This is a genomic window from Bradyrhizobium sp. CCBAU 11357 (assembly GCF_028128865.1).
Lineage (GTDB): Bacteria > Pseudomonadota > Alphaproteobacteria > Rhizobiales > Xanthobacteraceae > Bradyrhizobium.
Genome location: NZ_LBJW01000085.1, coordinates 12,554 through 36,351, shown reverse-complemented (window position 1 = coordinate 36,351; position 23,798 = coordinate 12,554). Strand labels below are relative to the sequence as shown.

23 protein-coding genes are annotated in these 23,798 nt (G+C 64.9%); 8 read left to right on the top strand and 15 right to left on the bottom strand.

The annotated features are described in order from the left end of the window. Window positions 1-364: 364 nt before the first annotated feature. The 9 genes from XI05_RS11305 to sdhC form a co-directional block, all read right to left on the bottom strand. Window positions 365-607 (bottom strand): hypothetical protein, encoded by a 243-nt coding sequence (locus XI05_RS11305; RefSeq protein ID WP_271501510.1) that lies wholly within the window; start codon window positions 605-607, stop codon window positions 365-367. Between the two features lie 82 nt (window positions 608-689). Next, window positions 690-1,076 (bottom strand): VOC family protein, encoded by a 387-nt coding sequence (locus XI05_RS11300; protein ID WP_212255550.1) that lies wholly within the window; start codon window positions 1,074-1,076, stop codon window positions 690-692. Window positions 1,077-1,101: 25 nt separating this feature from the next. Then, complete coding sequence (locus tag XI05_RS11295) at window positions 1,102-1,926, bottom strand: FkbM family methyltransferase (RefSeq protein ID WP_271501507.1); 825 nt, start codon at window positions 1,924-1,926, stop codon at window positions 1,102-1,104. Window positions 1,927-2,078: 152 nt separating this feature from the next. Then, window positions 2,079-4,034 (bottom strand): ABC transporter ATP-binding protein/permease, encoded by a 1,956-nt coding sequence (locus XI05_RS11290; RefSeq protein WP_271501504.1) that lies wholly within the window; start codon window positions 4,032-4,034, stop codon window positions 2,079-2,081. A gap of 53 nt (window positions 4,035-4,087) precedes the next feature. Beyond that, window positions 4,088-6,235, bottom strand: coding sequence for a hybrid sensor histidine kinase/response regulator (locus XI05_RS11285; protein WP_271501501.1), 2,148 nt, complete (start codon window positions 6,233-6,235; stop codon window positions 4,088-4,090). A gap of 188 nt (window positions 6,236-6,423) precedes the next feature. After that, window positions 6,424-7,206, bottom strand: coding sequence for a succinate dehydrogenase iron-sulfur subunit (locus XI05_RS11280; protein WP_271501498.1), 783 nt, complete (start codon window positions 7,204-7,206; stop codon window positions 6,424-6,426). A 42-nt stretch (window positions 7,207-7,248) separates the two neighbouring features. Then, window positions 7,249-9,084: a succinate dehydrogenase flavoprotein subunit gene (gene sdhA, locus XI05_RS11275; RefSeq protein WP_271501494.1), complete on the bottom strand. Its 1,836-nt coding sequence runs from the start codon at window positions 9,082-9,084 to the stop codon at window positions 7,249-7,251. A gap of 3 nt (window positions 9,085-9,087) precedes the next feature. Further along, window positions 9,088-9,504: a succinate dehydrogenase, hydrophobic membrane anchor protein gene (gene sdhD / locus XI05_RS11270; protein ID WP_271501491.1), complete on the bottom strand. Its 417-nt coding sequence runs from the start codon at window positions 9,502-9,504 to the stop codon at window positions 9,088-9,090. Continuing rightward, window positions 9,501-9,899 (bottom strand): succinate dehydrogenase, cytochrome b556 subunit, encoded by a 399-nt coding sequence (gene sdhC / locus XI05_RS11265; protein WP_172788002.1) that lies wholly within the window; start codon window positions 9,897-9,899, stop codon window positions 9,501-9,503. Before sdhC ends, sdhD begins: the two co-directional genes overlap by 4 nt. Window positions 9,900-10,413: 514 nt before the next feature. On the opposite strand from sdhC, the gene XI05_RS11260 reads away from it, so the two are divergent. After that, window positions 10,414-11,274, top strand: a complete 861-nt coding sequence (locus XI05_RS11260; protein WP_271501488.1) for a sulfite exporter TauE/SafE family protein — start codon at window positions 10,414-10,416, stop codon at window positions 11,272-11,274. A 144-nt stretch (window positions 11,275-11,418) separates the two neighbouring features. Here XI05_RS11260 and XI05_RS11255 read toward each other — a convergent pair whose 3' ends face one another. Beyond that, window positions 11,419-11,916, bottom strand: a complete 498-nt coding sequence (locus XI05_RS11255; RefSeq protein ID WP_271501484.1) for a DUF3658 domain-containing protein — start codon at window positions 11,914-11,916, stop codon at window positions 11,419-11,421. A 30-nt stretch (window positions 11,917-11,946) separates the two neighbouring features. Beyond that, a complete protein-coding gene (locus XI05_RS11250; protein WP_271501482.1) occupies window positions 11,947-13,476 on the bottom strand; it encodes a malonate--CoA ligase in 1,530 nt (509 codons plus the stop codon). 86 nt (window positions 13,477-13,562) lie between these two features. On the opposite strand from XI05_RS11250, the gene XI05_RS11245 reads away from it, so the two are divergent. The 4 genes from XI05_RS11245 to XI05_RS11230 all read left to right on the top strand — a co-directional run bounded on the left by XI05_RS11245 (window position 13,563) and on the right by XI05_RS11230 (window position 16,798). Continuing rightward, on the top strand, window positions 13,563-14,324 hold the full coding sequence (locus XI05_RS11245; RefSeq protein ID WP_271501480.1) for an SDR family oxidoreductase: 762 nt from the start codon (window positions 13,563-13,565) through the stop codon (window positions 14,322-14,324). A gap of 310 nt (window positions 14,325-14,634) precedes the next feature. After that, a complete protein-coding gene (locus XI05_RS11240) occupies window positions 14,635-15,189 on the top strand; it encodes a fasciclin domain-containing protein (protein ID WP_212255572.1) in 555 nt (184 codons plus the stop codon). Between the two features lie 182 nt (window positions 15,190-15,371). Then, window positions 15,372-16,001: a cytochrome b/b6 domain-containing protein gene (locus tag XI05_RS11235; RefSeq protein WP_271501477.1), complete on the top strand. Its 630-nt coding sequence runs from the start codon at window positions 15,372-15,374 to the stop codon at window positions 15,999-16,001. Window positions 16,002-16,015: 14 nt separating this feature from the next. Then, the gene (locus XI05_RS11230) at window positions 16,016-16,798 is read left to right on the top strand and encodes a molybdopterin-binding protein (protein WP_271501473.1); all 783 of its coding nucleotides are present in this window, start codon (window positions 16,016-16,018) and stop codon (window positions 16,796-16,798) included. Between the two features lie 132 nt (window positions 16,799-16,930). On the opposite strand, the gene XI05_RS11225 is transcribed toward XI05_RS11230, so the two are convergent. After that, complete coding sequence (locus XI05_RS11225; RefSeq protein ID WP_271501468.1) at window positions 16,931-18,121, bottom strand: YbfB/YjiJ family MFS transporter; 1,191 nt, start codon at window positions 18,119-18,121, stop codon at window positions 16,931-16,933. 299 nt (window positions 18,122-18,420) lie between these two features. Between XI05_RS11225 and leuB the strand changes: the two genes are divergently transcribed. Together leuB and XI05_RS11215 are read left to right on the top strand one after the other, a co-directional pair. Next, on the top strand, window positions 18,421-19,533 hold the full coding sequence (leuB, locus tag XI05_RS11220; RefSeq protein WP_271501466.1) for a 3-isopropylmalate dehydrogenase: 1,113 nt from the start codon (window positions 18,421-18,423) through the stop codon (window positions 19,531-19,533). Window positions 19,534-19,657: 124 nt separating this feature from the next. Then, complete coding sequence (locus XI05_RS11215; protein ID WP_271501463.1) at window positions 19,658-20,293, top strand: DapH/DapD/GlmU-related protein; 636 nt, start codon at window positions 19,658-19,660, stop codon at window positions 20,291-20,293. A 185-nt stretch (window positions 20,294-20,478) separates the two neighbouring features. Here the strand turns inward: XI05_RS11215 and XI05_RS11210 are convergent, their stop codons facing one another. Together XI05_RS11210 and XI05_RS11205 are read right to left on the bottom strand one after the other, a co-directional pair. Continuing rightward, a complete protein-coding gene (locus tag XI05_RS11210) occupies window positions 20,479-20,865 on the bottom strand; it encodes a hypothetical protein (protein ID WP_271501460.1) in 387 nt (128 codons plus the stop codon). Window positions 20,866-21,035: 170 nt separating this feature from the next. Beyond that, on the bottom strand, window positions 21,036-21,824 hold the full coding sequence (locus XI05_RS11205; protein ID WP_271501452.1) for a hypothetical protein: 789 nt from the start codon (window positions 21,822-21,824) through the stop codon (window positions 21,036-21,038). Between the two features lie 116 nt (window positions 21,825-21,940). Between XI05_RS11205 and XI05_RS11200 the strand changes: the two genes are divergently transcribed. Next, window positions 21,941-22,975 (top strand): aspartate-semialdehyde dehydrogenase, encoded by a 1,035-nt coding sequence (locus XI05_RS11200; protein ID WP_036002717.1) that lies wholly within the window; start codon window positions 21,941-21,943, stop codon window positions 22,973-22,975. A 5-nt stretch (window positions 22,976-22,980) separates the two neighbouring features. Here XI05_RS11200 and XI05_RS11195 read toward each other — a convergent pair whose 3' ends face one another. Further along, window positions 22,981-23,550 (bottom strand): NifU family protein, encoded by a 570-nt coding sequence (locus tag XI05_RS11195; protein ID WP_018644207.1) that lies wholly within the window; start codon window positions 23,548-23,550, stop codon window positions 22,981-22,983. Window positions 23,551-23,798 lie beyond the last annotated feature (248 nt).

The window sequence follows — 23,798 nt, the reverse complement described above, 5'->3', positions numbered from 1 at the left end:
GGCGCGGCTGCGGGCGGTCCCTTCGGCGGCTGCTTCGGTTTTCCGTCAGGCCCCGTGTCTTGCGGCTGGGCCTGCGCGACCACGAGCGGCGCGGCGTCTTGCGCATGCGATGCGGTGTTGGCCAATTGCATCGCGGTCAGAGCCGTCGTCGCAAGCAGCACGAAACGAAGGTTGGTCATGGTGGTGAACTTCCCCGGAAGGTTCTTTGTCGAAGTGTCGTGATGAACGGCTACGCGTTAGGCCGCATTGTGGCGGGCGATGCAACCGCGGCTCGATTTATTTCTGCACGCAAATCATCTCACTATGGCAACGTTCATTGCGCATTCAGAAGCTGGTTGCAATCGCCTTGCACTGGTTGGCCCTTTCACGCGTGATCCCGCGGCGGAAGTGCATCCGTCGCAGGATTGGGCGTGAGCGGTCCGTGCGGGCCGCGCGATGGAATCTCTTCTGGCATGCGGCCCGGCAATTCGTCGGGCCGCGGCGGCGAGCCGGGCTCGCGCACCGGCGGCGTGATTTCGGGCTGCGGATTGCCGGGCGGGATTCCGGGCGGTGGCTCAGTTGGCGTACCGGGCGTCGAGGGCGGAATCTCGGGCGGTTCGATCGGCATCGGCACCATCGGGATCGTTGTGCAGAGAACAACAACGACGGTGCAGCGCCGATGTTCCGCGTCACCCGCTTCGAAGCCCGGTTTATTCCGGCGTGTGGCAGACCGCCTCGATATTGTGGCCGTCGGGATCGAGCACGAAGGCGCCGTAATAGTTCGCGTGATAATGCGGGCGGATGCCGGGCGGACCGTTGTCGCGGCCGCCGGCCGCCATCGCCGTCTTGTAGAATGCATCGACCGTGGCGCGGTCCTTGGCGCGAATGGCGACATGCACCGGCTTGTTCATCGCGCCCTCGCCGCCGATCCAGAAATCGGGCTTGCCCTCGGCGCCGAAGCCCGCGGCCGCAGCGTGACCGGTCTGCTCGGCCGTGACTTCCATGATCAGGCTGTAGCCGAGCGGCGCCAGCGCCTTCACATAGAACGCCTTGGCGCGCTCATAGTCGGAGACGGAGAAACCCAGATGGTCGATCATCGCTAACCTCCCTTGTTCGTCCCTGTCAGCGGGACAGAAACGTATTGCTTCGTGTCTTGCGCACGATCGTAAAGCCGCGCCCGACCATGTCGGCAATACAATCCTGCTGCCATTCGTTTTGTGACAGATGCTCGATCACCACCGCCCGCGGCCACAGCGATTGTGGCACGTCGCGGAAGAAGCCGATCAGCACGCGGTCCTCGAAGCCCTCGACGTCGATCTTGAGCGAATCGACCTGCCCGACGCCGGCCTCCTCCAGAATGCGCATCAAGCGCAGCGACGGCACCTTGATCGCCTCGGCACTGGCCGTGCCGGTGACGACGTGGGTGGCGCCGAGATTGCCGCCGCCGCTCTCGATCATCAGCTCGCCCTCGCTGTCGCCCGCGGCGGCCTGGACCAGGCGAACCTGCGGTGTCTTCGATGCGGCGTGGTTGAAGGAGAGCCGTGCGAAGGTCAGCGGATGCGGCTCGATCGCCACCACTTTTCCTGATGGCCCGACCTGCCGTGCCATCACCAGTGCGAACGTGCCGACATTGGCGCCGACATCGACGAACACGCCGCCCGCGGGGGTGTGCTGGCGCAGGAAGTCGAGCTCGTCGAGATTGTAGTCCGGATTGAATAGCGCGCCGCGCTCGGTCGCGCTGCCCTGGTGATGGAGGCGGAACGAGGCGCCCTGGTATTGCACGTCGACAGGGCCGCTGCGCAGCAGGTTGACCAGCCGCGACATCCAGGGCCGGAACGCGCCGCGCTTCAGCCCGGATCGTTGAGCGAGGCGGATGATTGCGGCCTGCGCCGCATTGGGCGCGAACGCGCCGAACGGCGCGGACGAAGGGGCATTGTCGGACGTCAAGCAGCAGATCCTCGTTGCAGGCGGCGCATGCATAGCCGGTTTTGATGGGGACTCCAACGCTCGATCACAGGTGTCGTGCCGGGGCGCGAAGCGAACCCGGGATTCTCACCGCGCGGATGGATCTCCCCGGATTGCGCTGCGCTCGCTACGGATCACGCCGCCTTCCTTGGCGCCTTGCGCTGCCGCAAGAATCGCCCGAGCAGCCGGCGCCGGCCCTTGCGCGGAATCAGGTCGATGTCGCTGACGAGCTTGGCGCCGCCCTTGCGCCGCTCCAGCACGATCTTGCGGCTGTGGAAAGCCTCCAGCTCGGCGCGGTGCGCGACGCTGACGATGGTCGCCTTAGGCAACGCGTCGGTGACCATCTTCATCATCTTGTCCTGGCTCTTCTCGTCGAGCGCGGAGGTCGCCTCATCGAGCACGACGATGTCGGGGTTGTGCAGCAGCAGCCGCGCAAAGGCGAGGCGCTGCTTCTCACCACCCGACAAGGTCTGGTCCCATGGTCCTTCCTCCTCGATCTTTTCCTTGAGATGATCGAGGCCGACCTTGTGCAGGGCTTCGCCGATTTCGTCCAAGGTCCAGTGGTCGGCCGCGCCGGGATAGGCGACCGCCCGCCGCAACGAGCCGGAGGGCACATAGGGCCGCTGCGGTAGCATGAACAGTCGGCGGTCGGCATGGAAATTCACGCTGCCGCCGCCCCAGGGCCATAGGCCGGCGATGGCGCGCACCAGCGTGCTCTTGCCGGTGCCGGATTCGCCGGCGACCAGGAGCCGCTCGCCGGGCTCGATCACCACCTCGGTCTCGCCGACCACCGCGGTGCCGTCGTCGAGCGTGACCGAGAGATCCTTCAGCTCCAGCATGGCCTCGCTGCTGGTCTCGCCGCGCTTGATGCGGCCGAGGCCATCGCCCTGCTCGGCGCGCTCGAGGCCGTCGAGCGACATCATCAATGAGGCGATGCGGCGCGCGCAGGCGTTCCAGTCGGCGAGCCGCGGATAATTGTCGACCAGCCAGCCGAACGCGCTCTGCACGATGGTGAAGGCGGATGCGGCCTGCATCACCTGCCCCAGCGTCATGGAGCCGTCGAGGAATTTTGGCGCGCAGAGCAGGAGCGGCACGACCGGCGCAACGAGGCTAGATCCTTGCGACACCAGCGTGGTGCGCATGTGCTGGCCGGCGAGCCGCGCCCATTGCCGCAGCACGTTCGTGAAGTTGCGATCGATGCCGTCGCGTTCCTCCTCCTCGCCGCCGAGCAGGGCGATGCTCTCGCCGTTCTCGCGCACGCGCGTCAGGGTGTAGCGGAAGTCGGCTTCGGCCTGGTTCTTGTTCTCGGAGACCTGCACGAAACGGCGTCCGATCACCACGATCGAGCCGGAGGCGATCGCGGCGTAGAGCATCGCGGCGATGACGAGGAAACCGGGAATGGTCACCGACGAACCGCCGAGCGTGACCGTGAGTGCCCCGCCGATGGTCCAGAGCACGACGATGAAAGTGGCGGCCGACAGCAGCGCCGACGTCACGCCGGCAAGGAAGTCGACGGGGGAGTCGGTCGCAATCCGCAGATCCTCCGCGATCCGGTATTCGGGATTCCCGTGATCGCCGCCGACCAGGTTGAGCTGGTAGTAGCGCCCGTTCTTGAGCCACCGTGTCAGCACGCTCGCGGTGAGCCAGGCGCGCCAGCGCCGCTGGATGCCCATGCGCGCGAACACCTGCACGACTGCGAGCACGATGCTGCCGATCGCGAGCGGGAAGAACACTGCGGTGAGATGGAAGACACTCGCCGCATCGCGCTTCTCGATGGCGTCGAAGATCGCGCGATTCCAGACATTGATGCCGTATTGGAAACCGACGGTCAGCACGATCAGCAGGCCGAGACCGATCGAGAACGGCCAGGCGAGGCGGTCGCCGTTGCGGCCCCAGAAACCGCGGGCGCTGATCCAGAACCGCGTCAGCAGATAATCCTTGCGGACCTGCTCGGCTTCCTCCGGTGACAGTTCGGGGTCGGGTTCGACCAACTCGGGCGGCGGCGGTGTCACGTCGTCGCCGTTCTCGCCTTGGATATCGATGATGGGCGGCTTCTTGCCCTGTTCGCGCGTCGCGGCCGGTTTGTGCATGAGCGGACAACGCGAAGGGAACTCAGCCGGTTCCCGTGAGGTTCCGCGGGCCCCTATTCGGCGGCGCCGTCCCTGACGCGCCTGATCCGGGCTGCCCGATGCAGAACGCGCGACAATTCTTCGATCGAATAGGGCTTTTGCACGAGATCGAAGCCGGCAACGCCTTCTTGCGACAGGGCCTGGCTGTAGCCGGTGGTCAGCACGACCGGCACGCCGATGCTGCGGTCGCGGATCGCCTGCGCCAGATCGAGCCCGGTCATCCCGGGCATCACCACGTCCGAGAACACGACGTCGAAGCGGTCGGCGTCCACGACGAGCTCGGCGAGCGCATCGGTCGCGTTGTCGATCAGAGTGATGCTGTAGCCGAGCTCGGTGAGGCCGTCGGCGGCGAAATTCGCCAGCTCGATATTGTCCTCGACCACCAGCACCGACATGCCGCTGCCGGCCACCGCCGGCGCCGTGTTGGGCGCCTGGCGCTGCGGCAGCAGGTCCGGCGGCACGCGCGGCAGATAGAGCGAGAAGGTGCTGCCGCGCCCCACCTCGCTCGTGACAGTCACTTCGCCGCCGGACTGTCGGGCGAAGCCGAACACTTGGGACAGGCCAAGGCCGGTGCCGTGGCCGACCTGCTTGGTGGTGAAGAACGGCTCGAAGATGCGCCCGAGCCGCGCGGCGGGAATGCCGACACCGGTGTCGCTGACGGTTACGCGGACGAAGCCGTGGCCTGCCATGCCCGGGCCAGTCGATCCCAGCGTGTCCGGAACGGCCGTCGTGGCCTCGACCTTGAAGACGATTCGCCCCTGGCCCAGCATGGCATCGCGCGCATTGGTCGCCATGTTGATCAGCGCCGTCTCGAACTGGCTGGCATCGGCATTGACGAGGCACGGCTCCGCCGGCAGCTGCATGACGATCTCGATCGCGGGGCCCAGCAGCGTGGCGAGCATGTCGTGCAGCGACTGCACCCGCGCGCCGACGTCGAACACCTCCGGCTTGAGGGTCTGGCGCCGGGCGAAGGCGAGCAGCTGCGAGGTCAGCTTGGCCGCGCGCGCCACCGAATCCGCAATGGCCGTGATGTAGCGCTGTCGCCGCTCCTCCGTCAGCTGCGGGCGGTTCAGGAGATCGACGGAAGCGCGGATCACCGTCAGGAGATTGTTGAAGTCGTGCGCGACGCCGCCGGTGAGCTGGCCGAGCGCTTCCAGGCGCTGGCTGTGCTTCAGCGCCTCCTCGGCCTCGCGCCGCTTTGCAGCCTCCGCCTGGAGGTGCTGGGTGCGCCGCAGAGCGAGCGCCAGCAGCAGGAACAGCAGCGCGGTGGCGGGAATGCCGAACACCAGATGCTGGCCGATGGTCGCGAGCCAGCGGGCGCGGATCGCCGAGGTCTCGAGTCCGGCGCTGACATAGATCGGATATTCGGCGACGCGCCGGTAAGCGATGCGCCGCTCGATCCCGTCCGAGGGCCAGGCGACGGTGATGAGGCCATGCTCGGGCTGGGCCGCGATTTTCTGGCCCACCGGTCCGGTCGGATCGAGCCGAAGCTCGTGGTCGAGCCGGGGAAAATGCGTGAGCATGGCGCCGTCGGTGCGGCCCATCGCAAGGAAGCTGCCGGGATCGGACCCGATTCTGGCGTAGAAGCTCTCGAAATATTCCGGCAGCACCGAAGCCTGGATCACGCCGATGAAGCGGCCGTCGTCGGACTCGCGGCGGCGGCTGACCCCGAAGAAGCGGGCGCCCTGATAGGGCGGTCGTGGCGTCAGGGCCGTGCCGATGAACGTGCCGATGCTCTGGTCGACATGGGCATAGAAGTAATCGCGGTCGCCAAAGCTCAGGTCCGGCGGCGGCGAGACGAGGCTGTTGACCAGCGCCTTCCCGTTCGCATCGAAGATCCAGGCCGATTTGAGCTGCGGCAGCGAATCGCTCAGCCGCTTCAGCCGGCGATGCAGCGTCGGCTCCCGGGCGCGGATGATGTCGTCGGGCAGGCCGCGCACGACCTCGTTGAGCTCGGCGATGCTGCGATCGATGGTCTCGAATACCTTGAGCGCGTGCTCATGGGCGACATCGACCGTGCGCTCGATCTCGCGGTCGGCGGTATCCTTGATCGATGTGTAGGAGATCGCGGCGGCGACGGCGAACAGCGCAATCGGCAGCGCCAGGGATGCCGCCATCATCCACTGCAACAGCCTCAGCGAGTTGCGTTGCGCCCTCTGCACAGTCGCTCCGTCCCTGCCGGGAGCTTAACTGAATCCCGCGTGAGGAAGGAAGCAGCTTGTGCTGGAACCGCTGGTTGCGAGCCGGAAACTTACGCGCCTAGCGGGTCAGAGAAAATTCTGCTCGAATTGACGGCAAATGCAGGACACCCCGGCCGTTTGGCCGGGGCGCAAAAAGGGGGGACTTCGCCTCAGATCTGCCGTTCGACCATCTTGAGCTTGAGCTCGGCGATGGCTTCGGCCGGGTTGAGGCCCTTCGGGCAGGCCTTGGCGCAGTTCATGATGGTGTGGCAGCGGTAGAGCCGGAACGGATCCTCGAGATTGTCGAGCCGCTCGCCGGTCGCCTCATCCCGCGAATCCGACACCCAGCGGTTGGCCTGGAGCAGCGCGGCGGGGCCAAGATAGCGCTCGCTGTTCCACCAATAGCTCGGGCAGGAGGTCGAGCAGCAGGCGCAGAGTATGCACTCGTAGAGACCGTCGAGCTTCTCGCGGTCCTCGTGGCTCTGGCGCCATTCCTTCTGCGGTGTCGGCGAGGTGGTCTTCAGCCAGGGCTCGACCGAGGCGTACTGCGCGTAGAAATTGGTGAGGTCAGGGACGAGGTCCTTCACCACCGGCTGGTGCGGCAGCGGGTTGATCTTCACCGCGCCGTCCTTCACGTCGTGCATCGACTTGGTGCAGGCCAGCGTGTTCTGGCCGTCGATGTTCATGGCGCAGGAGCCGCAGACGCCTTCGCGGCAGGAGCGGCGGAAGGTCAGCGACGGGTCGATGTGGTTCTTGATCCAGATCAGGCCGTCCAGCACCATCGGACCGCAATCATTGGTGTCGACGTAATAGGTGTCGACGCTCGGATTCTTGCCGTCGTCAGGGTTCCAGCGATAGACCTTGAACTCGCGGAGCTCGGCCGCGCCCGCGGGCTTCGGCCAGGTCTTGCCGCCTGATATCTTGGAGTTCTTCGGAAGTGCGAATTCAACCATTCGATTAAGGCCTTCGCTGTTCGATCAATACACGCGCGACGTTTAGTAAACGCGAGCTTTGGGCGGGATGTACTGCACGTCGTTGGTCATGGTGTAGTTGTGAACCGGGCGATACTCGATCCTGACCTTGCCGGCATCGTCCAGCCAGGCCAGCGTGTGCTTCATCCAGTTCTTGTCGTCGCGCTCCGAGAAGTCCTCGCGGGCATGGGCGCCGCGGCTCTCGGTGCGGTTGGCGGCCGAGTTCATCGTCACCACCGCCTGCGAGATCAGATTGTCGAATTCCAGCGTCTCGACGAGGTCCGAATTCCATACCAGCGAGCGGTCGGAGACGGCGATGTCGGTGATGCCGCTGTGGACCTTCGCGATCAGGTTCTGGCCTTCGCTCAGGACTTCGCCGGTGCGGAACACGGCGCAATTGTTCTGCATCACGTGCTGCATGCCTTCGCGCAGCTTCGCGGTCGGCGTGCCGCCGGAGGCGTAGCGGTAATGGTCGAGACGGCCGAGCGCCATCTCGGCCGAGTTCGCCGGCAGCTCGGGCTGCTTGGCGTTGGGCGTGAGCTTTTCGGCAAGGCGCAGCGCGGCGGCGCGGCCGAACACGACGAGGTCGATCAGCGAGTTGGAGCCGAGGCGGTTGGCGCCGTGCACGGAGACGCAGGCGGCTTCGCCGATCGCCATCAGGCCGGGGATCACCGCGTTGTCGTCGCCGTCCTTCTTGGTCAGCACCTCGCCGTGATAATTCGTGGGGATGCCGCCCATGTTGTAATGCACGGTCGGCACGATCGGGATGGGCTCGCGGGTCACGTCGACATTGGCGAAGATCTTGGCCGATTCCGAGATGCCCGGCAGGCGCTCGGCGAGCACCGCGGGATCGAGATGGTCGAGATGCAGGAAGATATGGTCCTTCTTCTTGCCGACGCCGCGCCCTTCGCGGATCTCGATGGTCATCGCGCGCGAGACCACGTCGCGCGAGGCGAGGTCCTTTGCCGACGGCGCGTAGCGCTCCATGAAGCGCTCGCCCTCGGAATTGACGAGATAGCCGCCTTCGCCGCGCGCACCCTCCGTGACGAGACAGCCCGAGCCGTAGATGCCGGTCGGGTGGAACTGCACGAACTCCATGTCCTGCATCGGCAGGCCGGCGCGCAGCACCATGCCGCCGCCGTCGCCGGTGCAGGTGTGCGCCGAGGTGCAGGAGGCATAGGCGCGGCCGTAGCCGCCGGTCGCCAGGATTGTGGTCTGGGCGCGGAAGCGATGCAGCGTGCCGTCGTCGAGCTTGAGCGCGATGACGCCGCGGCAGGTGCCCTGATCGTCCATGATCAGGTCGATGGCGAAGAACTCGATGAAGAACTCGGCCGCGTGGCGCAGCGACTGGCCGTACATCGTGTGCAGCATGGCGTGGCCGGTGCGGTCGGCGGCGGCGCAGGTGCGCTGCGCCTGGCTCTTGCCGAACTCGGTGGTCATGCCGCCGAACGGACGCTGGTAGATCTTGCCGTCCTCGGTGCGCGAGAACGGCACGCCCCAATGCTCGAGCTCGTAGACCGCGTCGGGCGCGTTGCGCACCATGTATTCGATCGCGTCCTGGTCACCGAGCCAGTCCGACCCCTTCACGGTGTCGTACATGTGCCAGCGCCAATCGTCCTTGTGCATGTTGCCGAGCGAAGCGGAGATGCCGCCCTGCGCCGCGACCGTGTGCGAACGGGTCGGAAACACTTTCGTGATGCAGGCGGTGCGGAGGCCGGCCTCGCTGCAGCCGACGACCGCGCGCAGGCCCGCGCCACCGGCGCCGACCACGACGACGTCATAGGTGTGGTCTTCGATCGGATAGGCTTTTCCGTTGGTGGCGGGAGCGCCGTTGCCCTTGCCATTGGTCTCAGCGGCCATGGGTTACACTCCGGAAGAAAGCTTCAGGATCGCGTAGGTCGAGGCGAGCGCCACGGCGACCGAGAAGAAATTGTTGAGCATGATCGCGGTGAGCTTCAGCTTCTCGTTATGGACGTAGTCCTCGATCACCACCTGCATGCCGATCTTCATGTGCCAGGCGCTTGCGAAGATGAAGAGGAGCAGGATCACCGCAACGGGAATGGAGCTCAGGGTCTGTGCCGCGTAGACCTGGTTGCGGCCGAGCAGCATCATGATGATCACCAGCGCGGGGATCATCAGCAGCGTCATGGCAACGCCAGTGATGCGCTGGCGCCAGAAATCGGTCGTGCCGGAATGCGCGGCGCCGAGATTGCGGACGCGCCCGAGCGGCGTGCGCATCGAGGAGCGCTTCGGAGAGCCGCGGGATTCGTCGAAGCTCATCGGCCGCCTCCGTTCGCATAGGCGATGATCCAGATCAGCACCGTCAGCGCGATGCCGCCGATCAGGGCGCCCCAGGTCAGCGCCTCGCGCTCATTGGCCTTGAAGCCGTAGCCGAGATCCCAGACGAAATGCCGGATGCCGCTGAGCATATGATGCATCAGGGCCCAGGTGTAGCCGAACACGATCAGCCGGCCGATGATGCTGCCGGAGAAGGCCTGGACATGGGCATAGGCGGCCGGGCCGGAGGCCGCGGCAACCAGCCACCAGACTAGCAGCAGGGTTCCGACATAGAGGGCGATACCGGTGGCGCGATGGACGATGGACAGGGCCATCGTCAGCGTCCAGCGATAGGTTTGGATGTGCGGCGAAAGCGGTCGTTCGATCCGTGCGGTCATGGGCGGCTTTTGATGTTTGTTGCGGCCCAGCATGGGGCGCGCGGGGATCGCGAGAGGTCGGCTCTATTTACGGAGTCGATTTGGCCTGCGCAATCACCAAATCGCCATAAACGGAACCTAGGTTCAGCTCTATGGCCTTGATGAACCAAGGCCAATCAAGGTCTTGGTATACCAGCATATCGGTCCGCCAACGAACATGAGAATACAAATTCACTCTTTGATTCCGAGCCTATGGCGCATTGAAATCACTATTGGAACGCCTCTAAGCCGCCTCGGCCCCCTGTGATCGCAACTCGCGAGGGGCATGGCCGAGGGTGAACCGGCCCGACTACCGCCCCACCGCGGCTCTCGCCGCGCGCAACGGTTCCTGCAGCGCGGGCGGATATGCGCACCCTGCATTCCACCCCAGCCGGGTCGCGCGACGTGTCGACCGGCCAGATCGGATCGCCTACAGCTTGCCGACGCGGCCGACTCCGAACGTGCGTATCGGGCCGGCAGGCCGGGCAGGTCCGGGGTGATTGCAGGTCTTGATATCAGGGACATCGTCGAGCTCGCGCTGCTGCTGATCGCAACCGGCGCGCTCTCGGGATTTCTGGCCGGCGTGTTCGGCATCGGCGGCGGCGCGATTCTCGTGCCGGTGTTCTACGAATGCTTCCGCATCGCCGGCGTGCCGCTGGAGGTGCGGATGCCGCTCTGTGTCGGCACCTCGCTCGCCGTGATCATCCCCACCTCGATCCGCTCGTTCCAGGCGCATTACAAGCGCGGCGCGGTCGACATGGCGATCCTGCGGGTCTGGTGGCTGCCGATCCTGATCGGCGTCATCGCCGGCAGCGTGGTCGCCCGCTTCGCGCCGGAGCGGCTGTTCAAGATCGTGTTCGTCGCCGTCGCCTGGTCAGCCGCGGTCCGGCTGATCTTCGCCCGCGAGACCTGGAAACTCGGCGATGATCTGCCGAAGGGCGGATTGATGCGCGTCTACGGCTTCTGCGTTGGCATCCTCTCGACCCTGATGGGCATTGGCGGCGGCCTGTTCTCGAACCTGCTGCTGACCTTCTACAGCCGCCCCATTCATCAGGCGGTCGCGACCTCCTCGGCGCTCGCGGTGCTGATCTCCATCCCCGGCGCACTCGGCTACATCTATGCCGGCTGGCCCGCCGCGACGAACCATCCAGTTGTCGCCGCGCTGCAAATCCCGTTCGCGCTCGGCTACGTCTCGCTGATCGGCGCCGTGCTGGTGATGCCGATGAGCCTCGTCACCGCGCCGCTGGGCGTGCGAGCCGCGCATGCGATGTCGAAGCGTACACTGGAGATGGCGTTCGGGTGTTATCTGTTGATCGTGGGCAGCCGGTTTGTGTTGAGCCTTGTGGGCGGACAATAGCCACCACGCACTCCGTCATTGCGAGCGTAGCGAAGCAATCCAGTGGTAGGGTGTGGTAGGGTGGGTTCGCGGAGCGTAACCCACCGCTTCTGTCTCCGCAGAAAGTAAAGAGGTGGGTTACGCTCCGCTAACCCACCCTACGAACTAGTCCTTCAATCGCACCTCGCTGTGGAACCATGATCGGAGATCGCCGATGCCTTCGATGCGACCGGAATCGGAAAGTACCTTCAATCGCGCAGCAATCACTTCGCCTTCGATCGGCAATCCAAGCTCTTTGCAGCGATCCAACACATAGCTGACCATCATCGCGGTTTTCCGCCAAGTCGGCTCCATGACCGAGAAAATGATCTCGTCGAGCTGCTTTTCGGTCACCGACGCCGGGAGTTGCACCTCATCCCACGTGAGTTCGCCGATATATCTTAGCGGTTCTCGATCAGATTTAGGCGGCTCTAGATCCGGGTACTGATCGTAGATTGGCTGGAGCAGCTCGTCCTCTAAGGCGACAACGACTTCCTCAAGCCAATCTTCGAGCTCGATCCGCTCAGCCTTGCCAAGTGCCGCGATCGCCATTCGAGCCTCGTCGAGGGCCCGATAAGCATCGAGGAGATGATTGTTGATCCGGACAGCCTGCTCGCGCTTCATGCATCTCCCCGCCCTGGAGCATTTGCCCCCTCACTTCTTCGCGTAAATGTCCTTGTACGTCTCGCGCAAGACATTCTTCTGCACCTTGCCCATCGTATTGCGCGGCAGCTCGTCGACCACGAACACCCGCTTCGGCATCTTGAATTTCGCGAGGCGCCCTTCGAGGCCCTTCAGCACGGCTGCTTCATCGATGCTCGCGCCGGGCTGGCGCACCAGCACCGCGGTGACGCCTTCGCCGAAATCGGCATGCGGCACGCCGATCACGGCGGATTCGATTACGCCGGGCATGGCGTCGATCTCGCTCTCGATTTCCTTCGGGTAGACGTTGAAGCCGCCCGAGATCACGAGATCCTTGCCGCGGCCAAGGATGTGCACGTAACCCTTCGCATCGATCTTGCCGAGATCGCCGGTGATGAAGAAGCCGTCGGGCCGGAACTCGGCCTTGGTCTTCTCCGGCATGCGCCAATAGCCCTTGAACACATTCGGCCCCTTCACCTCGATCATGCCGATTTCGTCGCGCGGCAGCTCTTTCCCTGTCTCCGGATCGGTCACGCGCACAGAGACGCCCGGCAACGGGAAGCCGACCGCGCCGGGCACGCGCTCGCCGTCGTACGGGTTCGAGGTGTTCATGTTGGTTTCGGTCATGCCGTAGCGCTCGAGCACGGCATGTCCGGTGCGCGCCGACCATTCGCGATGCGTCTCGGCCAAGAGCGGTGCCGAGCCCGAGATGAACAGCCGCATGTGCTTCGTCGTCTCATGCGACAGCGCGGGGTTCTGCAGCAGGCGGGTGTAGAAGGTCGGCACGCCCATCAGCACCGTCGCGCGTGCCATCAGCTTGATGATCAGGTCCGGATCGAGCTTCGGCAGGAAGATCATCGAGGCGCGCGCGAACAGCGTCACGTTGGTCGCCACGAACAGGCCGTGGGTGTGGTAGATCGGCAGCGCGTGGATCAGGACGTCCTTATCGGTGAAACGCCAATAGTCGACGAGCGAGAGCGAGTTGGACGCGAGATTGTCATGCGTCAGCATCGCGCCCTTGGAGCGGCCGGTGGTGCCCGAGGTGTAGAGGATCGCGGCGAGATCGTCGTTTTCACGCGGCACTGTCGTGAATTCGCGGCTCGCTCTGTCGGCGGCCTCCGTCAGTGAGCCCTTGCCGTCGGCCCCGAGCGTCTCGACCTTCGCCTTCACCTTGGCGGCGATTGGCGCGAGCCCTTCCGCCTTGGCGGGATCGCAGACCACGAGCGACGGTTCGGCATCGCCGATGAAGTAGTCGAGCTCGTTGAGCGTATAGGCCGTGTTCAGCGGCAGATAGACCGCGCCGGCGCGCACCGTGCCGAGATAGAGCACGATGTTGGCGACCGACTTCTCCACCTGCACCGCGACGCGGTCGCCGGGTTTCACGCCACGGGCGACCAGCACGTTCGCCATCTGGCCCGCGCGCGCGATCAGATCGCCATAGCTGATATGGGCGCCGTCATGCGTCTCGATCGCGAGCCGCTTCGGATCGGCGAGGCCGTCGAACAGGCGGGAAAACAGGTTGGCGTTGGCAGCTTGGTTCATGCAACATTCCTCGCCGGCACAGGCCGGTCAAAACCGAGGGCTGGATTAGCAAAAACCGCCCCGATGAAGCAACGGAGACAGTTTGCATGTCGAAAAGCGGGAAACGCGTGGCCTGGGTCACGGGCGGTGGCAGCGGGATCGGGGAGGCTGGCGCCGAAGCGCTGGCGGCCGACGGCTGGATCGTTGTGGTCTCGGGCCGGCGCAAAGACGCCCTGGAGACCGTGGTGGCGAAGATCACTGGGGAAGGTGGGGCGGCCGAGGCCCTTGCGCTCGATGTGTCCAACGCGGCCGCAGCCCAGAAGGCGGCCGACCAGATCGTCGCAAAGCACGGCCGCATCGACCTCCTCGTCAACAATGCCGGCATCAATGTTCCCAAGCGCAGCTGGAAGGACATGGAGCTGGAGGGCTGGGACAGGCTGGTCCAGGTCAATCTCAACGGCGTGCTCTATTGCATGCGCGCGGTGCTGCCGACGATGCGCAAGCAGCAGGACGGCGCCATCATCAACGTCTCGTCCTGGGCCGGCCGCCACGTCTCGAAGATGCCGGGCCCGGCCTACACCACGACCAAGCATGCGGTGCTGGCGCTGACGCATTCCTTCAACATGGACGAATGCGTCAACGGCCTGCGCGCCTGCTGCCTGATGCCGGGCGAGGTGGCGACGCCGATCCTGAAGCTGCGTCCGGTGGTGCCGAGCGAGGCGGAGCAGGCGAAGATGCTGCAGCCCGAAGATCTCGGCCGCACCATCGCCTTCATCGCGGGCATGCCGGGCAGAGTCTGCATCAACGAAGTGCTGATCAGCCCGACGCATAATCGCGGCTTCCTTCAGACACCGAACAACAGGGATTGAGGCGAAGGACAACTGCCGCAACCGGCACGCCGTCGTAGGGTGGGCAAAGGCGCAGAGCGCCGTGCCCACCACCTCTCTCCATCGCGGTTGGTGGGCACGCTGCGCTTTGCCCACCCTACGGCACTGTCCGCTTGGCGCGTGTTCGCGCCACACGGACACGACGCCACATAGTTTCACGCATCACAAAGAATTTTTCCCCGAAACCGCATCGCAAACCCTCCCGTAGTTCGGTCCAACGACGGCGCTGCTGCCGTTGTTGCCCAGCTCTAACACCGGCCGTGCCGGTCACCATTCAATCGGGAGAGTCTCCATGTCGAAGCGCATTGCCTATCTCGCTGCCGCCGCCTTCAGCGCCCTGGCCATCACCGCGACCGTCGTCGCGCCCGCAAGCGCCGAGGAAAAGACCGTCATGGTCGGCGGCGCCGCGATGTTCCCCTCGAAGAACATCGTCCAGAACGCGGTCAACTCCAAGGACCACACCACGCTGGTGGCGGCGGTGAAGGCCGCGGGCCTCGTGCCGACGCTCGAAAGCAAGGGCCCGTTCACCGTGTTCGCGCCGACCAACGCCGCCTTCGGCAAGCTGCCGGCCGGCACCGTCGACAGCCTCGTCAAGCCCGAGAACAAGGCGACGCTGACCAAGATCCTCACCTACCACGTCGTGCCCGGCAAACTCGAAGCCTCCGACCTCACCGACGGCAAGAAGCTGAAGACCGCCGAAGGCGAGGAGCTGACGGTCAAGAAGATGGACGGCAAGGTCTGGATCGTCGACGCCAAGGGCGGCACCTCCATGGTGACGATCTCCAACGTCAACCAGTCCAACGGCGTGATCCATGTGGTCGACACCGTGCTGATGCCGGCGTCGTAACACCGCGCGATCCTGTTTCATCCCCGAACAGGATGGTCTCAGACCGCGAGCCGGGGATACCCGGCTCGCTTTTTTGTGACCACAATAGCCTGACCGCATCGATTCCATGGCGGGCGGGATGTAACGAAAGCCGAAACACCGGCGTATAATCGCTGTCACACGACCTCAGAATGGAACCCGCCATGGCGAGCCTCACAGTCACCGACGAGCAGGTCACGGCTATCAAGTCCAAAGTGATCCAGCCGGCCTGGGTGCGGGTCATGCACTGGGTCAACGCTTTCGCCATGATCCTGATGATCCTGTCGGGCTGGCAGATCTACAACGCCTCGCCGCTGTTCGACTTCCGCTTTCCGCGCGAGTACACGCTCGGCGGCTGGCTCGGCGGCGGCCTGCTCTGGCATTTTGCCGCGATGTGGCTCTTGATGATCAACGGCCTCGCCTATCTCGTCACCGGCTTCGCTACCGGCCGCTTCCGCAAAAAACTGCTGCCGATCACGCCGGCGGGCGTGCTCCATGACGTCAGGGCGGCGCTGACCTTCAAACTCGGCCATGACGATCTCACCGTCTACAATTACGTGCAGCGTCTGCTCTATGCCGGCATCATCGTGGTCGGCGTGCTGATCGTGCTCTCCGGCCTCGGCATGTGGAAGCCGGTGCAGCTCTATTATCTCGTGATGCTGTTCGGCGACTATCCGACCGCGCGCTACGTGCACTTCTTCTGCATGGTCGCGATTTGTGCCTTCCTCGTCATTCACGTCCTGCTCGCGCTGCTGGTGCCGAAGAGCCTGCGCGCGATGATCATTGGCCGCTGATTAGGAGAATTATGATGGCCAAGCGTCCGTTTCTGATCCCCGGCGTCGACAAACGATTGCTGATCAAGGACTCCATGAAGACCATGCCCGACGTCACCCGCCGCCGCTTCATCGCCGGCGGCGCCAGCCTGGGCGCGCTGACGCTGCTCACCGGCTGCGACGTGGTGGATTCGTCCTCGGCCGAGGAGATGCTGAAGAGCGTCTCGAAATTCAACGACGCGGTGCAGGCCTTCATCTTCAATCCCGACGCGCTGGCGCCGACCTTCCCCGAAAGCGCGATAACAAAGCCGTTCCCGTTCAACGCCTATTACGATCTCGACGACGCGCCCGAGGTCTCGGCCGCGGACTGGAAGCTCGAGGTGCGCGGCCTTGTCGACAACAAGAAGTCCTGGACGCTGGAGCAGCTCTACAAGCTCCCACAGGTGACGCAGATCACGCGACACATCTGTGTGGAGGGCTGGAGCGCGATCGGCAGCTGGACCGGCACGCCCTTGCGCGATTTCCTGAAACTGATCGGCGCCGACACGCGCGCGAAATATGTCTGGTTCCAGTGCGCCGACAAGGACGGCTACAACTCCCCGCTGGACATGCGCAGCGCGCTGCATCCGCAGACGCAGATGACGTTCAAATACGCAAACGAGATCCTTCCGCGCGCCTACGGCTTCCCGATGAAGATCCGCGTGCCGACCAAGCTCGGCTTCAAGAACCCGAAATACGTGGTCTCGATGGAAGTCACCAACGACTACAAGGGCGGCTATTGGGAAGACCAGGGGTATAATTCGTTCAGTGGGAGCTGAGAGAGTCCGTCATTCCGGGGCTCGCGTAGCGAGAACCCGGAATCCATCGCGCCGCAGCGCAGGTCGATGAATGGATTCTCAGGTGCGCAATTGCGCACCATAGCTCGCGCTACGCGCGCCCCGGAATGACGGTCAAGCTTTCGGCCCCACCTTCCTCTGGCACAACGCTGCCACCGCGCCCAGCGCCAGCAGCGCCGCCGACACATTGAGCGCGTAGCTCAAGCTCCCCAGCGCATCCGTGATCGCGCCGACCACGATCGGCCCAAGCGTCTGGCCGACGCCGAACGAGATGGTCATCGCCGCGATCGCGGTCGGCCACACCTGCGGCGGATAGTTGAAGCGGACGAAGGCGGTGGTCGAGCCGACCACGGCGAAGAAGGCGACGCCGAACACGATCGCGGAGACCGCAAGCCAGGCCGGCGAATGCCAGAGCATCGGCAGGGCCGCGCCCAGCGCGTTGGTGCCGAGGATGATGGCGGTGGCAAGTCCGCCGCGATCGAGCGCCAGCACGGCGCGCCAGGCCCAGGGCGTCACGAAGGCGGACAGGCCGATCAGGCTCCAGAACGCCGCCTGCGCCGCAGCTCCGCCGCCGCCGTCGCGCACATAGGCGATCATGAAGGTCATGTAGGCGATGTAGCCCGCGCCGAACAGAAAATAGCCGGCGAGATAAATCAGCACCGGCAGGATCGCGAACGAGGTGTGGCTGCCTTCCGAGAAGCGCGCGCCGCTCTCGATTCGGATCAGGAACAGCGGCACCGTCATCGCGACCGACAGCAGCGTCAGCGCCCACCACACGATCCACCAGGAGCCCGGCCCGAAATATTGCAGCGTGAATGGAGCGATCAGCCCCGAGGACAGAATGCCGATGCCGGGCCCGGCATAGAACAGGCTCAGCAGGAAATTGGCCCGCTCCGGACGCGACTGGGCGATGGTGGCGGCAAGCGCGCCGCCGGCGACGAAGCCGGCCGCCGCGCCCAGGCCCAGCACCAGCCGCGCCAGGCTCAGCGCCACGAAATTGCCGGTCAGTGCGCAAGTCGCGAGCGCGGCGACGCAGGCGAGGGTTCCGCCGCGGATCGCGGCGGCCCAGCCGACGCGCTGGATCAGGCGGGACGCCACCAGCGCGCCCACGAGATAGCCGACGGCGTTGATCGTGTTCATGAAACCGGCCGCCGAGTAGGACCAGCCGAGGTCCTCCCGCATGTCCGGCAGCACCAGCGCATAGGCAAAGCGGCCGATGCCGAGCCCGACCGTCGCTGCCAGCGACAGGGTCAGGATCAGCCGCGCGGGGTGTGCGTCGGGCAGGGGGCGATCAGGTGCGTGCAAGGGGTACTCCGGCCTGCCCAGTGTGGCAGGCCCCGCCCGCCTTGCACAGCCGCACCCCGGCAATGGTGTCTTGCCAAGCGTGCAACGCCGCTCTAGCACTCCGGCCGACCTGTCATTCCGGGGCGCACGCGAAGCGCGCGAGCCCGGAATCCATAACCCCGGCTGGTGGTTATGGATTCCGGGCCCGCGCATCCAAGTCGGCTGTTGCCGACTTGGACAACCAAGATGCCGAACTCGGGTAAACCCGAGGTCGGCGGCGCGTCCCGGAATGACGAGAGAGGATCAAGAAGGAAACGACCATGGCGACCCACAAACTGCTGCTGCTCCCCGGCGACGGTATCGGCCCCGAGGTGATGGGCGAGGTGAAGCGGCTGATCGACTGGCTCAATGCGGCCGGGATCGCCAAGTTCGAGACCGACACCGGCCTCGTCGGCGGCTCCGCCTATGACGCGCACAAGGTCTCGATCTCCGAGGGCGACATGGCCAAGGCCAAGGACGCCGACGCTGTGATTTTTGGTGCGGTCGGCGGCCCGAAGTGGGATGCCGTGCCTTACGAGGTGCGCCCCGAAGCCGGCCTGCTCCGCCTGCGCAAGGATCTCGCCCTGTTCGCCAACCTCCGCCCCGCCGTGTGCTACCCGGCGCTGGCGGATGCCTCGAGCCTGAAGCGCGAGGCGGTCGAGGGCCTCGACATCGTCATCGTGCGCGAGCTCACCGGCGGCGTCTATTTCGGCGAGCCGAAGACCATCACCGATCTCGGCAACGGCCAGAAGCGCGCCATCGATACCCAGGTCTACGACACCTATGAGATCGAGCGCATCGGCCGCGTCGCCTTCGAGCTTGCCAGAAAGCGCAAGAACAAGGTGACGTCGATGGAGAAGCGCAATGTCATGAAGTCGGGCGTGCTCTGGAACGAGGTCATGACGGCGATCCACAAGCGCGAATACCCCGATGTCACGCTCGAGCATCAGCTCGCCGATTCCGGCGGCATGATGCTGGTGAAATGGCCGAAACAGTTCGACGTCATCGTCACCGACAATCTGTTCGGCGACATGCTGTCCGACATCGCGGCGATGCTCACCGGCTCGCTTGGCATGCTGCCCTCGGCCTCGCTCGGCGAGGTCGACGTCAAGACCAAGAAGCGCAAGGCGCTGTACGAGCCCGTGCACGGCTCGGCCCCCGACATCGCCGGCAAGGGCCTCGCCAATCCCATTGCGATGATCTCGTCCTTCGGCATGGCGCTGCGCTATTCCTTCGACATGGGCGATCTCGCCGACAAGGTCGACCAGGCCATCGCCGCCGTGCTGGCCAGCGGCCTGCGCACCGCCGACATCAAGTCGGAAGGCACCACGTCCGCCTCGACCACGCAGATGGGCGAAGCGATCCTGAAGGAATTGCAGAAGCTGTACGCGTAAGGCGGGCACCGCTCTTGTAGGGTGGGCAAAGCGTAGCGTGCCCACCACTTTTATCTCGATTGCCGAGAGATGGTGCGCAAGCGCGCCTTTGCCCATCCTACGGCGTCTTCGTCGGAGCCACCTCATGGATTCACCCCGCCCCAAGATCGCGGAAACCATCATCCATGAGACGGTGCGCCAGCGCGAGGCGCAGATCGGGCGCCGCTGCGAGGTGCTCGCGGGCACGCGCATCGAATATGCTTCGCTCGGCGACTACTCCTATCTCGGCGAGAATTGCGATGTCGCCGACGCCATGATCGGCAAGTTCACGGCGATCGCCAATTCGGTGCGCATCGGCGCGCCGAACCATCCGATGGGCCGTCCCTCGCAGCACCGCTTCACCTATGTCCCCGAATATTACGAGGCGGGCGCGACGCGTGACCGCGACTTCTTCGCAGGTAGGCGCGGTGACCGGGTGATCGTCGGCAACGATGTCTGGATCGGCCACGCCGCCATCCTGCTGCCGGGCGTGAGCGTCGGCGACGGCGCGGTGATCGCCGCAGGCGCGGTCGTCAGCCGCAATGTCGCGCCCTACACCATCGTCGGCGGCGTTCCCGCCCGTCCCATCCGCAAGCGCTTTGACGATTCCGTTGCCGCAAGCCTGCGCCGCATCGCCTGGTGGGATTGGCCGGATCAACTGATCTTCGAGCGCCTCGGTGATTTTCGCTCGGAAGCGATCGAGGAGTTTTGCAGGCGCTACGATCCGGCTGCGGACGCGTAGCCTCAAGCCGTCATTGCGAGGAGCGAAGCGACGAAGCAATCCAGAATCTGCCCGCAGAGAGATTCTGGATTGCTTCGCTGCGCTCGCAATGACGAGGGAGAGGCAGGTGTGCCCTACGGCATCTCGCCAAAACAAAAATGGCCGGGCTTCGGTCCGGCCATTTTGACTCCAAAAGTCGACCCGCCTCAGTACAGCGGGAAGTTCTGCGGATAGCCGCCGACATCCTGCGGCGGCGAGAGCGGCTGGCGGTCGATCGGACGGTTGAGGTTCTCGCGGGCGAAGGACGGATAGCCCACGGCCGGCGGGAAGGCGTAGTCGGTGAACTTGCGGTCGCCCGGATTGACCTCGGTGCCGCCGTCGAGCCAGGAGCGCTTGCTCACATAGATGCGGGTGCGGCCCTGCTGGTAGACTGCGTTGGGGCCGCTCGGGCCGTAATAGGGCCGGCCGCGCTCGTCATAGCGCTGCTTGGTCCTGGTGTCGGCGGAAGCCGGGGTCGCGAACGCGATGGCCATTGCGGCGCCCGCCGCAAGCAATGTCGCCAGTTTGTTCGCGGCAGAAAATTTCAAGCTCATCACGTCCCCTTCAGGCGGCAGGCCGCCAGTCGATTTCACCCCATACTAGCCCGGCCGGGGCGGACGCAACTAGGTCAATTGGGTCACACCAGCTCGGAATAATCGAGCGCGCCGGCAAAAGTTGCATGCAAACCAGCCACTTGAGCTTGATGCAGAATCCTTGATGCCGATCAAAGCGCTCCGCGCAATTGCGGGTTCGCGGCGCCGAGCAACCAGTCCGGCGAGCCCTGCGGGGCACAGCCACGGCGCCTGAGCTCGGCATGGGCGAACAATTCGGCCAGCCTCGGCTCGTTGCCCGAGGCCAGCAGCGTCAGCCGGTTCAGCGTGCAGGCGATCGCCGCGCGGCGGGCGGGCCAGCTGTCGCCCTGGCAGGAGAAGCCGGAGATCTGCAAGCCTGGCTCCTCATAGCGCTTGAGATAGCCGAGGCAGGCCCGCGTCCCCTCTGCCGCGCCGACCGGTCGGAGCAGGGCAACGGGGCCGAATTTGGTGTCGATCAGGCCGGCCTGCTCGAGCGGGGCATCCGCACCCAAACCCATCTGAGCGGCCAAACCCGCGGCCGCCGGCCGCGTTACGTCGAATTCGGCGCCCTGGCGGTAGATTTCGAGCTCGGCCACCGGCTTGTCCGCCATGTCGGTCCAGCGCAGCACGTCCCTGCGGCCGCCTTCGGGGTGCCGAAGGATGGTGTAAGAGGCTGTTTTGTCTGATGAATCGTTCCGACTGACGGCGAAGCGCGGATGCGAGCGGTCTGCCGTACTCCAGCTTGGCTTGTCCGCGGGACCGTCACTGCGCAGGTCAGGCAGCTGTCCCAGTGCAGCGAGGGCGAGGATGGCAAATAGGGCGAGCGCCCCCACATACACGACCAGATGCGCCAGCGTGCCGACCACCTCGTCGGCGACAGCCAAAAGCGTCAGCTGGATCTGGGTAGGGCTAACGGCCGTGCTGGCCTCAGGCGACTGCATCCACGGCCTTCGGGCATGGTCCCACGTTGTCTTGAGGCCGGTTCTCGCATAGAAGCGCTGCTCTTCCTGTTTAAGCGTCAGCTTCGGGAACGGGCTTTTTCATCGGAGAGTGAACGATGGGTTACAAAGTCGCAGTCGTCGGCGCGACCGGCAATGTCGGACGGGAAATGCTCAACATCCTCGATGAGCGCAAATTCCCCGCGGACGAGGTCGTGGCCCTGGCGTCGCGCCGCAGCGTCGGCGTCGAGGTCTCCTATGGCGACCGCACCCTGAAGGTCAAAGCGCTCGAGCATTACGACTTCTCCGACGTCGACATCTGCCTGATGTCGGCGGGCGGCTCGGTGTCGAAGGAATGGTCGCCGAAGATCGGCGCCGCCGGCGCCGTGGTGATCGACAATTCCTCGGCCTGGCGCATGGACCCGGACGTGCCGTTGATCGTGCCCGAGGTGAATGCGGCCGCGACCGAAGGCTTCAAGAAGAAGAACATCATCGCCAACCCGAACTGCTCGACCGCGCAGCTCGTGGTCGCGCTCAAGCCGCTGCACGAGAAGGCGACGATCAAGCGCGTCGTGGTCTCGACCTATCAATCGGTGTCGGGCGCCGGCAAGGACGCGATGGACGAATTGTTCTCGCAGACCAAGGCCGTCTACACCAACGACGAACTGGTCGCGAAGAAATTCCCCAAGCGCATCGCCTTCAACGTCATCCCCCACATCGACGTCTTCATGGAGGACGGCTACACCAAGGAAGAGTGGAAGATGATGGCGGAGACCAAGAAGATCCTGGATCCCAAGATCAAGCTCTCCGCCACCTGCGTGCGCGTGCCGGTGTTCGTCGGCCATTCCGAGGCCGTCAACATCGAGTTCGAGAATCCGATCACCGCCGATGAAGCGCGCAACATCCTGCGCGTGGCGCCGGGCTGCCTCGTCATCGACAAGCAGGAGCCCGGCGGCTACGCCACGCCGTATGAGGCGGCCGGCGAGGACGCGACTTACATCAGCCGCATCCGCGAGGATGCGACCGTGGAGAACGGCCTCGTGCTCTGGTGCGTGTCCGACAATCTGCGCAAGGGCGCCGCCCTCAACGCGATCCAGATCGCGGAAGTCTTGATCAACCGCAAGCTGATCACCGCGAAGCAGAAGGCGGCGTAACCGGCTTACATCGGCCGGACTTCGACCACGTCAGGCACGAAGTGTTTGAGCAGGTTCTGGATGCCGTGCTGGAGCGTCGCCGTCGATGACGGGCAGCCCGAGCAGGCGCCCTTCATGTTGAGATAGACGATGCCGTCCTTGAAGCCGCGGAAGGTGATGTCGCCGCCGTCATTGGCGACCGCCGGCCGCACCCGGGTCTCGATCAGATCCTTGATCATGTCGACGGTCTCGGCATCGGCCTCGTCGAAGAACTCGTCCTCGTCGTCGAGATCGGCATCGCTGTGCGCTTCGCCGCCGGCGAGCAGCGGCGCGCCGGACATGTAGTGCTCCATGATGGCGCCGAGAATCGCCGGCTTGAGCTGCTGCCATTCGCCGCTCGCCTTGGTCACGGTGATGAAGTCCGATCCGTAGAACACGCCGGTGACGCCGGGCACCTCGAACAGCTTTTCGGCCAGCGGCGAGCGCGCGGCCGATTCGCGGCTCGCAAACTCCATCGGGCTGCCGTCGACCACGACGCGGCCGGGAATGAACTTCAGCGTGGCGGGATTGGGGGTCGCTTCGGTTTGAATGAACATGGTTTTCTCCAGACGTCACCGGTTCAAGGCCGGCGCGTGCTCTATCCCCTAGCAGATGGCGACGGGGAACGCACGGTCAAGGGCTTCGGATAGCGTTCTGTTGTTAAATCAGCGGGTTAGGGACGTTCTTACTTACCCTCCCCTGGAGGGGGAGGGTCGGCTCATGTCGAGCGAAGCGAGGCATGAGACGGGGTGGGGTGACGGTCTCTCCTCACCCGACAGTGCCCGTGTGGAGAGATCACCCCACC